The 10,813-nt window shown below is 63.6% G+C and carries 10 protein-coding genes; 8 read left to right on the forward strand and 2 right to left on the reverse strand.

Annotation, left to right across the window (positions count from 1 at the left end; genetic code table 11):
• Positions 1–8 precede the first annotated feature (8 nt).
• Positions 9–1,082, reverse strand: a complete 1,074-nt coding sequence (locus IYY11_RS11320) for an RluA family pseudouridine synthase (protein ID WP_196403951.1) — start codon at positions 1,080–1,082, stop codon at positions 9–11.
• A gap of 174 nt (positions 1,083–1,256) precedes the next feature.
• Here IYY11_RS11320 and IYY11_RS11325 point away from each other — a divergent pair, with 174 nt between their 5' ends.
• The 3 genes from IYY11_RS11325 (at position 1,257) to IYY11_RS11335 (ending at position 4,629) form a co-directional block, all read left to right on the forward strand.
• The gene (locus IYY11_RS11325; protein WP_196403952.1) at positions 1,257–2,078 is read left to right on the forward strand and encodes a hypothetical protein; all 822 of its coding nucleotides are present in this window, start codon (positions 1,257–1,259) and stop codon (positions 2,076–2,078) included.
• A gap of 64 nt (positions 2,079–2,142) precedes the next feature.
• Positions 2,143–2,745 carry a MotA/TolQ/ExbB proton channel family protein gene (locus IYY11_RS11330; protein WP_409455248.1) on the forward strand — a complete coding sequence of 201 codons (603 nt, stop codon included), beginning with the start codon at positions 2,143–2,145 and terminating at the stop codon, positions 2,743–2,745.
• A gap of 105 nt (positions 2,746–2,850) precedes the next feature.
• Positions 2,851–4,629 (forward strand): sodium:solute symporter, encoded by a 1,779-nt coding sequence (locus IYY11_RS11335; protein ID WP_196403953.1) that lies wholly within the window; start codon positions 2,851–2,853, stop codon positions 4,627–4,629.
• A 120-nt stretch (positions 4,630–4,749) separates the two neighbouring features.
• Here the strand turns inward: IYY11_RS11335 and IYY11_RS11340 are convergent, their stop codons facing one another.
• Positions 4,750–5,559 carry a sterol desaturase family protein gene (locus IYY11_RS11340; RefSeq protein WP_196403954.1) on the reverse strand — a complete coding sequence of 270 codons (810 nt, stop codon included), beginning with the start codon at positions 5,557–5,559 and terminating at the stop codon, positions 4,750–4,752.
• Between the two features lie 220 nt (positions 5,560–5,779).
• Between IYY11_RS11340 and IYY11_RS11345 the strand changes: the two genes are divergently transcribed.
• The 5 genes from IYY11_RS11345 to IYY11_RS11365 all read left to right on the forward strand — a co-directional run bounded on the left by IYY11_RS11345 (position 5,780) and on the right by IYY11_RS11365 (position 10,800).
• Positions 5,780–6,307 (forward strand): SRPBCC family protein, encoded by a 528-nt coding sequence (locus IYY11_RS11345; protein WP_196403955.1) that lies wholly within the window; start codon positions 5,780–5,782, stop codon positions 6,305–6,307.
• 12 nt (positions 6,308–6,319) lie between these two features.
• Positions 6,320–6,772 carry a PAS domain-containing protein gene (locus tag IYY11_RS11350; RefSeq protein ID WP_196403956.1) on the forward strand — a complete coding sequence of 151 codons (453 nt, stop codon included), beginning with the start codon at positions 6,320–6,322 and terminating at the stop codon, positions 6,770–6,772.
• Between the two features lie 148 nt (positions 6,773–6,920).
• The gene (rpsO, locus tag IYY11_RS11355; protein ID WP_029648958.1) at positions 6,921–7,190 is read left to right on the forward strand and encodes a 30S ribosomal protein S15; all 270 of its coding nucleotides are present in this window, start codon (positions 6,921–6,923) and stop codon (positions 7,188–7,190) included.
• A 195-nt stretch (positions 7,191–7,385) separates the two neighbouring features.
• Complete coding sequence (pnp, locus tag IYY11_RS11360) at positions 7,386–9,536, forward strand: polyribonucleotide nucleotidyltransferase (protein WP_196403957.1); 2,151 nt, start codon at positions 7,386–7,388, stop codon at positions 9,534–9,536.
• Between the two features lie 190 nt (positions 9,537–9,726).
• Positions 9,727–10,800 (forward strand): AI-2E family transporter, encoded by a 1,074-nt coding sequence (locus IYY11_RS11365; RefSeq protein ID WP_196403958.1) that lies wholly within the window; start codon positions 9,727–9,729, stop codon positions 10,798–10,800.
• Positions 10,801–10,813 lie beyond the last annotated feature (13 nt).

Consider the following 10,813-nt stretch of genomic DNA (forward strand, 5'->3'; position numbering starts at 1 on the left):
CTTTTCCCTTAAGCGTCCGGCGCGTCCTCGATCGGGTCATGACGCTTCACGTCGAAGCCGAAAAGCTCCCAGCTCTGTTGCATATGATCGGGCAGCGGCGCGGTCACGTCCAGAACGCCGCCCCTTGGGTGCGGCAAGACGAGCCGGCGGGCGAGCAGGTGGAGCTTGCGCTCGATCCCCTCCGGCACGGAGCGCAGCGGGTCACGACGGCGGACCTCGTCCTCGGCGCGATGGCCATATTTGGGGTCGCCGAAGATCGGGTGGCCGATCGCCTCGGCATGCGCGCGCAACTGATGCGTGCGTCCGGTGAGCGGCTTCATCGACAGCCAGGCGCAGCGCGGCGCAACCTTGTCGACGATCGCATAGTAGGTCAGCGAATGCTGCGCATCGGCCTCGCCATGTTTGGCGACGCGCATTTTCTCAAGCTCCCTTGCGCCGCCTCTGGATTTCTCCATGCCGGCGCCTTTCGCCAGATAAAGCGAAATCCGGCCCTGCGACGGCTTCGGCACGCCTTCGACTAGCGCCCAATAGATCTTCTTGGCCTGCCGGGAGCGGAAAATCTCGCCGAGGTCGGCGGCCATCCGCCGGTTCTTGGCGACGAGCAGCACGCCAGAGGTGTCGCGGTCCAGGCGATGCACCAACACGGGCCGCGTATCGCCCTTGGCGAGCGATTCCAGCATCCCGTCAATATGCCGCGTCTGACCTGAGCCGCCCTGCGTCGCCAGCCCATAGGGCTTGTTGAGGACGAGCACATCCTTGTCCTCGAACAGCGTCATGTCTGCCAGCGCCCGCGCGTCCGTGGGGTCGGCGCGTTTCACCGCCGGCGCAGCGGGCGCCTCGATCTTCAAAGGCGGCACCCGAATCTTTTGGCCCTCTTCGAGCCGCGTCGAGGTTTCGACGCGTTTGCCGTCGACCCGAACCTCGCCTTTGCGGCAGATTTTGGCGAGATGGGACAAAGCGAGGGTGGGATAACGTCGCTTGAACCAGCGATCGAGACGCATCCCCGCCTCGTCCTCGGTGACGACGGCGGTGGAGACGCCGCCCGCGGCGGCGGGCGTCTGCGAATTTGGAATGAGGGACATGGCCGCCTTATCCGCCAAAGCCGCCTCTATGTCGATCAGGATACAGCCGCGGCGCTCGGCGATCCGGGCGCCACACAAAGCCGCACCCACGCCGCCACGGCTTGAAGCGCGCTGTTTCACGCGCCTATGATGCCGAACGATTTTTAGGCGCATCGGCGGCGGAGCGCTTCGCAAGTGAATAAGACGACTAAAAGTTCGACCGTGGGCGCGCAATTCGAAAAACGCCCCCCGCTCAGGCCCCGTTGGCTGCATCCGGTCGCAGCCGCTTCGGTCGTCGGGATATTCTGCGCCTTCTTCGCTTCAGGCGTTTACTGGCCGCAGTCGCCGGTCGTCGACCTTAGCAGCATAAATGCAGACCTCATCCCGGAAGGCGTTTCGCTCGAGGCGGGAGATCCGGCGCCCGAAGGAGATTCGCTGGACGATCCATTGCCGATTGAAACGGCCTCCCTCACCGAGGAAGGGATGGACGAACTGATCTCCGACGAGCCGCCGCCGCCGCTGATCATGGAGCCCGATGCGGCGCCGACGCCCGCCAAAAAAGAAAAGGCCGAGAAGAAAGAGAAGGTCGAGAAGCCGAAGAACGCGGAGAAAAACGTCCGCGAGCGCCGAGAAACAGCAGCTGATGGACGCCGCACGGCCGAGAAGGGTCGGCGCTATGGCCTCCCGGGAGGAACCGGTCAAGGATCCGGAACGGCGAGAGTCGCCGGCCGCTTCGGCTTGCCGGGGGGCCGCGGCGACGCCTCGACGGCTGGGCAGGCGAGTTGTATCGCCCAGGTCGCCGCCTCAATTCGCGGGCGTACGCCAGCTGTGACGAGCCTTGGCCCGGGGACCGTCTCCGTCTCCTTCTATATCAACTCCGGCGGCGGCATTTCGAGCATTTCAGTCTCGGGCGGAAGCCCCGCGCATGCGGCGCTGGCGCGGCGCATCGTCGCCTCTTCGCGCGGGCCAAGCAGCTGCGGGGCCGTGTATGCGCGGCAGGGAATCACGTTTCAATAGCGCTTAACGCCGCGAGTCTCAGGAGAGCGTTGTAATGGATTTTGCACCCATGTCGCTTGCGCCCATGTCGCTTGCGCCGATGTCGCCCCTCGGCATGTTCATCTATGCCGGACCCGTCAGCAAACTGGTGATGGCGCTGCTTCTCGCCGCGGCGGTCTGGACCTGGGTGCTCATCATCGACGGAGTCTTTGTTCTGCGGCGTCTTTCCAAGGCGCTGGATCGCGTGCGGGCCGGTGGCGACGTTGGCGTCCTTTGGCCGATCGCCGAAGCCGCGCGTGAAGCGTCGCAAGCTCAATTGCCGAACGAAACCATTCATCAAAAGCGCGAACGAGTCCTGCAGCAGATGAACCGCGCCGCGCGCGAATTCATGCTCGACGCCGAAGGCGGGCTCCCGGTTCTGGCCATCGTCGCTTCGGCGGGCCCCTTTGTCGGCCTGTTCGGCACGGTTTGGGGCATTATGTCGAGCTTCTCGGGGATCGCGCAGACTCAAGACACGAGTCTTGCGATCGTCGCCCCGGGCATCGCCGATGCGCTCGCCGCGACGGCCTATGGACTCGCCGCGGCGATTCCGGCCGCGATCGGCTATAACCGCATGGGCATGGCGTTCGGCGGTCTCAAAGAGAGAATGAGCCGCTACATCCTGACCTATGCGACGTCGATTGGTTAGCGGCGAAGACGCGCGCGCCATCTTGGCTGGCATCTTGGCCGGCATCTTGGCCGGCGAGACGTCCTCATCTAGAGTCGCAGCGTTTCTGATTTAGCGAGGGCCAGGATGAGCGATCGGTCGACCGAGCAGGCGGCGCTCGAAAGAGCCAATCTTGACGCCCGAATCGCCTTCGTGGCCGCGAGCTTTCTGCTGGCTTACGCCTTTGCGGCGCTTCTCGACCGCGTCGGCGCGCCGGAGCGCTTTGTCGGCGCGGCGCCGCCCTATTTCACCATCCTCGGCCTCGCCACGCTCGGTTTCCTTCTGCATTCGATGCGCGCGTCGGTCTATTACACCGCCGGCCGCGGACTGCCGGCCGCCTATGCCGGCTTCGCCAACGCCGCGGTCGTGATCGCCCTGATGCTGCCTTTCGGCGCACGGCTTGCGGGAGGCAGTTGGGCTGTAGGCGCCGTCGCCGGCGTCTTCATCGGTCTCGCCGCGGCGGGTCTTTATGTCGGCCCGCTGCTGCGTAAAACCGGCGTTTTTTCGATTTCCGAGCTTCTTTGCGCACGTTTTGCAAGCGCCGCGACGCGCGTCGGCTTCATCGGCGCGGTGGCGCTGTCTTCAACGCTGCTTGCCGCCGCCGGCGGCCTGATTGCGGTGAATGCGCTTGTCGAGCACACCGGCGCCAACCGGGGCTTCGCGGCATTTTTGATCGCCGCGGCCAGCCTGATCATCGCCGGTCCCGGCGGACTTTCAGGCGTCATGTGGGCGGCCGCCGCCGCCGCTGGCGTGGCGACGCTGGGCTTTGGCTGGCCGATCGCGGCGCTCAGTCTCCATGACGCGCTGCCGAGCGGTCTGATCTTTGGCGGCGGCGCCTCCGCGGAGGCCGCGAAACTGCTGGAGAGCTGGGGGGTGACGCCAACGCCCATGGGCCTGCCGGTGGAATTCGTCACGACGATCGCCGTGGCGCTCGGGATCGCGACGCTCGCGCCCGTGCTCGCCGCCTCGGTGGCGACCGCCGACGGGCGCAGCGCGCGGCGCGCCGGAGTCTCCGCCCTCTTCTGGAGCGTCGTCATCGCGCTGCTGGCGGCCGCGGCGATCGCCGCTTCGGCGCTGTCGCTCGCCCGGGCTACGGCGGGACAGCCGCCGGAACGTCTGCCGCAAGCAGTCTATCAGGCGAGCGAGCGCGGGCTTCTCAGCGTTTGCGGCTATTACGTGCGTGGGCCGTCGGAGGCTCAGCGGGCCTGCGCGGCAAAGGGCTATGCGCCTGGCGCGCCGCTCGCCGCGGAGGAGATTCGACCGATCGACGGCGACTTTCTGCTGGGCGCGCTGCCGCAGGCGGCGGAGCTCGGCGCGGCGTCTTCGGGACTTATCGCCTCGGCTCTTGTCGCTCTCGGGCTGGCGCTCGCCACCGCGGGCCTGCAGGCCTGCGCGACAGCCTTTGGCCATGACGCGCTCTATCGGCTGCGCGGCGAGATCGACCTGACGAGCCGGCGTCTCGCCGTCAACCGCGTCACGCTCGTGGTCGTGTCGACTCTGGCTTACGTGACGGCCGTCACCGGAGTCTTCACGCCAGGCGCGCTCGTGGCGGCGGCGCTCGCAGTATCGGCCGCCTGCCTCGCGCCGCCTCTCGCCCTGGCCTTTTGGGCGCGGGCGGGCGATCGCGAAGCGCTCGTCGCGCTCTGCGGCGGCGCGGTGGGCCTGTTCAGCGCCTTGGCCGTAGCCGGATCCCCCAATCGCATCGAAATCTATGCGCTCTGCGCGCTTGCGGGCATAACGCTTGGCGGCGCGCTTGGACTGTTGTCAGGACTGACGTCGAGAAGCGACAAGCCTGCGGCCCGCGCTTTCATCACCCGCATGTTGCGCGGCGACGCTCAGATGCTTCAACCTGACAAGGGCGCCTAAGGAAGGTTCCGAAAAAGTTGACGGACTTTTTCGGTGGGAGCCTGCTCCAATATTTGATCCCTTTTTTATCGATATCGTGAGCCCTTCGAGTCGCGCGCGCTTTGCATCCGCGCACACGGCCTAAGGAAGCGGCTTTCGGGGAACAAGATGCATGACGCGCGCAAGCCGGCGCTCGGTGAGAAAGGCCAAACTGAACAGCTGCAGGAAGTTTTCCGCCTCGATCAGTTCGAGGCCGATGGATTTCGGCGTCAGAACCTTTCGCGTGCGAAAGATGATGTCCCAGATCGAAAGGACAATTCCATAATTGCTGTCGTGCTCGCTGCGCAGCGTCGAGTGGTGGGCGCGGTGCAGAGACGGCGTGATGATGAAATAGGACAGAATCCTCTCCCCGGGAATCGCGATGTTGGCGTGGTGGAACAGCACGAAGAACATGCGCGTCACTTCGCATAACACCACGACATACGCCGGCGCGCCGATGACGACGGCGCAGACGCATTTCACGACGACCTCCAGCAGTTGATCGAAGACGTGGAAACGCAGCCCGGTCGTGACGTGAAAGCTCTTGTCGCTGTGATGAATCTTGTGAAACAGCCAGAGCGCTTCGGATTTGTGTCCCAGATAGTGCCACGCATACACCGCCAGATCGAACAACACGAAGCTTGCGATCCATTTCAACGGCGCGTCAGGCAGGCTCGATAGCAGGCCATAGCTCGAATAATTCGAAGCGACGACGAGCAAGCTGGAAACGGACAAGAGATTCATGATGACGTTGTTGATCAGGAAAGCGGAGGTGTTGGTGGAAAATGACGCCTTCAGCCCCGCGCCCGCGAATTTCTTGTAAGGACGGAATTTTTCGATGACGAGCAGGATCGCGAAAAAACCGAATACGGCGATAAGCAACAGGTTCTCGATATGTGGCGGAGCGCTCATCGCCGACCTCGCTGGTTTGGGATGGGCCGTTTCAAGGCGCGCGGCGACCGCGGCCCAACCAATGAAATAGGCGCCCTAGCCCCCTGAAGACCGCCAATGTTCGCCAAACTGCCGCCGTTTTTAGACGGCGCGGGGGAAGTCGCCTTGATCGCCCTTGTCAGTCGCCGGAAAACGCTTAGCTCGTCTGAGGGAGCCCATCATCTTTCAGGAAGGGCGTCGCATGTTGGGACTTAACGTAAATCTCAAAGGAATGAGCCCGCCCCGCCCGCCAGCCGTCGGCGGCATTGCAAGAACCGTAATTTCACGGCCGCGCGATTTTGCTTTCGACTTTGTCGCGCGCGATTTTTTCCAGAATTATCCGCGATGGTGTCCGCAAGTGGTGGAGCTGGAGCCGAATGGAAGCGCGCCCGTGCGCGTCGGGATGACGGCGCGTCAAGTCACGATGGAACGGGGCATACGCAGCGAGAGCACATTCGAGATCGTGAACCTCGAACGCCCGCGCCTTCTCGCACTGGAAGGAATTTCCGAACCCTTCTCGTCCTCCTACGAATTCGAGTGCGAGTCGCAAGGAACCACGCTGATTTTCACCTTCGAATTGCGCGAGATCGAGTTGTCGATGCGACCCTTCGTCAAATTGATTCGCGCCGCATTGCAGGACGGCGCAGAGCAGATCGTCGAGAACCTTCGGGCGCTTATCGAAACCGGCGCGACTTCAGCCCAACCCGCCGGCGCATCACAATCAAACTGAGGTCAGCGAAAAATGTTCGTCGTTCAGAAAGATGAAGGGATCATCCCGAAGATTTTGACGCAGATTCTCGATTCATGCGTCAACGGCGTCACGCTGGCGGACCCGGATCAACCCGACGCGCCGATCGTCTATGCGAACAAGGCCTTCGAAAGCATGACCGGCTATGGCCAGGAGGAGATCATCGGCCGCAACTGCCGCTTTCTGCAAGGCGACGACCGGGATCAGGAGGGGCTCGCGCCGCTGCGGGAGGCCATGCGCAAGCATCACCACATCGAAGTGACGCTGCGCAATTATCGGAAAAATGGCGAGTTGTTCTTCAACAAACTCAACATCACGCCGCTGCTCGATAGTCGCGGCGCGGTGATCTACTATCTCGGCGTCCAATATGACGTGACCGAGCTTGTTCGCGCGGAAGCGGAAATCAACAGGCTGGACCAGCGACTGAAGGCGCTGGAGAAGGCGTAAGACCTCTATCCATCTCCTGCATTTCTGCTATAAGGCCTCGGCACGCCCCGGTCCGCCGGGGCGGCTCCGTTTTCGCGCGACCCTGCTGGACGACATCCCGGCCTTGGCCGCGGAGCGCGGATCACCCCCGAAAAACAAGGACAATCCGATGTCGATCTCGGCGGAGCGCAAGCAGTCGCTCATCAAGGAATATTCCACCAAGGCGAACGACACGGGCTCGCCCGAGGTGCAGGTGGCGATTCTCACCGAGAGAATCACCAATCTGACCGAACACTTCAAGACCCATGCGAAAGACAATCACTCGCGTCGCGGGCTCCTGAAGCTCGTTTCCCAGCGCCGCCAGCTCCTCGACTATGTGAAGGTGCGGGACGAACCGCGCTACAAGAGCCTGATCGAGCGGCTCGGCATCCGCCGCTAACCAGCTGAGCGAAAGCGGCGCGACGATGCGCCGCTTTCCCCAAGATGGGCGTCCAGAGGGGCGCTCGCCACGACCAACGCGTAAAGTCATGGCAGGATCGCCGGACGCTGCGTCGACGCTTTACGAAACACCGCTGCCGCAGCTTCTCGCCGTCTTGCTCATGACGAACCGCAGGTTCATCGGAGAAAGACCAGCATGTTCCAGATTCACCGCGAAGAACTCGATTGGGCGGGGCGTAAGCTCGTGCTCGAGACCGGCAAGGTCGCCCGGCAGGCCGACGGCGCCGTGATGGCGAGTTGGGGCGAGACCACCGTGCTCGCGACAGTGGTTTCCGCCAAGGCGCCGAAGCCCGGCCTGGACTTCTTCCCGCTCACTGTCAATTATCAGGAAAAAGCCTTCGCGGCGGGCCGTATTCCCGGCGGCTATTTCAAACGGGAGGGACGCCCGTCGGAGCGCGAGACGCTCCTCTCCCGACTCATCGACCGGCCGATCCGCCCCCTGTTTCCCGACGGCTATCGCAATGAGACGCAGGTGGTCATCACCGTGCTGTCGCATGATCTGGAAAATGATCCCGACGTTCTCGCCATGGTCGCGGTCTCGGCGGCGCTGACGCTCTCCGGGGTGCCCTTCATGGGGCCCATCGGCGGCGCGCGCGTCGGCTTGGTCAATGGCGCGCTGAAACTCAATCCGACGATCGAGGAAATGAAGCTCTCCGAGCTCGATCTCTTCGTCGCCGGCACGCAGGACGCCGTGCTGATGGTCGAGTCGGAAGCCAAAGAGCTGTCAGAAGAGATGATGCTCGAGGCCGTGATGACCGGTCATCGCGGCTTTCAGCCGGTGATCGACGCGATCATCCGCCTCGCCGAGCGCGCCGCCAAGGACCCCCGCGACCTCATCATTCCAGACACGACGGAGGTCGCGAGCGCCGTCGCCCAGATCGCCGAAGCCGAGCTGCGCGAAGCCTATAAGCACACCGTCAAGCAGGAGCGTTACGCCGCCGTCGACGCCGTGAAGGCGAAGGTGACCGCCGCGCTCTTCCCGGAAGGCGGCGAAGCCAAGTTCACCAAGGAAGAAGTCGGCGCGGCCTTTAAGGAGCTTCAGGCCAAGGTCGTCCGCTGGAACATTCTCGACACCGGCGTCCGCATCGACGGCCGCGACGTCAAGACCGTTCGCCCGATCGTCTCCGAAGTCGGCGTTCTCCCGCGCACGCATGGCTCGGCGCTCTTCACCCGCGGCGAGACTCAGGCCTTAGTCGTGGCCACTCTCGGAACGGGCGAGGACGAGCAATATGTCGATTCGCTCGAGGGCACCTATAAGGAGCGCTTCCTGCTCCATTACAACTTCCCCCCCTACAGCGTCGGCGAGACCGGCCGCATGGGTTCGCCCGGCCGACGCGAGATCGGCCATGGCAAGCTCGCCTGGCGCGCCATCCGGCCTATGCTGCCGGCCCCCGCGGAGTTCCCCTACACGCTGCGCGTCGTCTCCGAGATCACCGAATCGAACGGCTCCTCGTCGATGGCCACTGTCTGCGGCACGTCGCTCGCGTTGATGGACGCGGGCGTGCCGCTGAAGGCGCCGACCGCCGGCATCGCCATGGGCCTCATCCTCGAGGGCGAGCGCTTCGCGGTGCTCTCCGACATCTTGGGCGATGAGGACCATCTCGGCGACATGGACTTCAAGGTGGCGGGCACGTCGAACGGCGTCACCTCGCTGCAGATGGACATCAAGATCGCCGGGATCACCGAAGAGATCATGCGCGTCGCTCTCGCCCAGGCGCGCGACGGCCGCTTGCATATCCTCGGCGAGATGGCGAAGGCGATCACGGCTTCGCGCGCCGAGCTTGGCGAATTCGCGCCGCGCATCGAGACGTTGAAGATTCCGACCGACAAGATCCGCGACGTGATCGGCACCGGCGGCAAGGTCATTCGCGAGATCGTCGAGAAGACCGGCGCCAAAATCAATATCGAGGACGACGGCACGGTGAAGGTCGCCTCCGCCGACGGCAATTCGATCAAGGCGGCGATCAACTGGATCAAGTCCATCGCCTCTGATCCCGAGGTCGGCTTGATCTACGAGGGCACGGTGGTGAAAACCGCGGACTTTGGCGCCTTCGTCAACTTCTTCGGCGCCAAGGACGGCCTCGTTCACATCTCGCAGCTTTCCAAGCAGCGCGTGAACAAGACGACCGACGTCGTGAAGGAAGGCGACCGCGTGAAGGTCAAACTCCTCGGCTTCGATGACCGCGGCAAGGTCCGCCTCTCGATGCGCGTCGTCGATCAGGAGACCGGCGAAGACCTCGAGGCCAAGGAAAAGGCCGAAGCCGTCGCGGCGAACGGCGGGGAATAGGACATTCACCGGGCGGCTTTTCGAAGCCGCCCGTTTTTTTAACGCGCGGAAACGGACGCGCGAATTCACGATTGTATCGGCGCGCCGCCGCCGCCCGCAGCGCGATTTAAGCGCGCTCGCGCTCCGCGCCTCCTTGCCAAGCCCGCGGCGCGCCCTGTCTATAGGGTGGAACGCAGCGACAGGGGCGGACATGAACGAGGAGCTGGAAGCGGCGGCGCTCGTCGAACAGGATCAGAACCTCTCAATCGACGTTTTTGTTCTCGCCAGGCTTGCTGTCACGCTTGCGTTTCTCTCCGCCGCGATTCTGATATCTGCGCCATTTCTGCCGGCGCTCACCTGGGCGCTCGTGCTCGCGGTTGTATTCATTGCTCCGCATCGCCTGCTGGAGCGTTTCCTGCCGCCCTCCCTTGCCGCCGCCGCATCCATGCTGATCGTCGGGCTCGTCGTCGTTGGACCGCTGCTGCTGGTGATCGAACGGCTCGTCAGCGAGGCCGCCGCAGGCGTCGACTATGTTCAGAAAACGGTGCAGCAAGGCGACTGGCAAACGATGCTCGACGGGCATCCTTGGCTCGGCGGTTTCCAAAGCTGGATCGCACGCAGGTTCGATCTGCAAGCGACGTTCTCGCAGCTGGGCGGCTTTGTCACCAATATGGCCGCAAACTTTTTGCGCGCGTCTACCGGTCAGATCATCACCACTCTTCTGGCTTTCTACCTCCTGTTCTTTTTCCTGCGCGACCGCGCCGTGGCGCTGCAGACGCTCGCGCGATTGTCGCCCTTCTCGAACATCGAAACCGGCAAGATCATCGTGCGCGTGCGCGATACGATCAATGCAATCCTCTTTGGCACGCTGGCGGTGTCGGCGCTGCAAGGCCTGCTTGGCGGAATCATGTTCTGGCTGCTGGATTTCAACTCGCCGGTGCTATGGGGGTTGATCATGGGGCTTGTCTCGATCGTGCCGGTGCTCGGCTCTTTCATCATTTGGATTCCGGCGACGATTTACCTTTTGATCGAGGACCGTTGGGTTGAAGCCATCATTCTCGGGCTGTGGGGCGGCGTGGTGATCTCCAGCATCGACAATCTGGTTCGACCGCTGCTCATCGGCGACAGCTTGCGGCTCCATACGGTGCCCGCGTTCATCGCCATGCTCGGCGGCCTTCAATTGTTCGGCGCTTCGGGCATCGTCCTTGGCCCCATCGTTATGGCGCTCAGTCCGTTGCTGCTGGAATTCTGGAGACGTCGCGTCGGACCCGATCAGCCGGCTTAGCCTCAGCCTGCGG

Origin of the sequence: Methylocystis sp. H62 (assembly GCF_015709515.1) — a bacterium.
Taxonomy (GTDB): domain Bacteria; phylum Pseudomonadota; class Alphaproteobacteria; order Rhizobiales; family Beijerinckiaceae; genus Methylocystis.

Bases quoted from the DNA above. Each gene is read 5' to 3' on its own strand.
- IYY11_RS11320 (WP_196403951.1), bottom strand. From the start codon at position 1,082: ATGTCCCTCATTCCAAATTCGCAGACGCCCGCCGCCGCGGGCGGCGTC.
- IYY11_RS11330 (WP_409455248.1), top strand. From the start codon at position 2,143: ATGTCGCTTGCGCCGATGTCGCCCCTCGGCATGTTCATCTATGCCGGA.
- IYY11_RS11335 (WP_196403953.1), top strand. From the start codon at position 2,851: ATGAGCGATCGGTCGACCGAGCAGGCGGCGCTCGAAAGAGCCAATCTT.
- IYY11_RS11340 (WP_196403954.1), bottom strand. From the start codon at position 5,559: ATGAGCGCTCCGCCACATATCGAGAACCTGTTGCTTATCGCCGTATTC.
- IYY11_RS11345 (WP_196403955.1), top strand. From the start codon at position 5,780: ATGTTGGGACTTAACGTAAATCTCAAAGGAATGAGCCCGCCCCGCCCG.
- IYY11_RS11350 (WP_196403956.1), top strand. From the start codon at position 6,320: ATGTTCGTCGTTCAGAAAGATGAAGGGATCATCCCGAAGATTTTGACG.
- rpsO (WP_029648958.1), top strand. From the start codon at position 6,921: ATGTCGATCTCGGCGGAGCGCAAGCAGTCGCTCATCAAGGAATATTCC.
- pnp (WP_196403957.1), top strand. From the start codon at position 7,386: ATGTTCCAGATTCACCGCGAAGAACTCGATTGGGCGGGGCGTAAGCTC.
- IYY11_RS11365 (WP_196403958.1), top strand. From the start codon at position 9,727: ATGAACGAGGAGCTGGAAGCGGCGGCGCTCGTCGAACAGGATCAGAAC.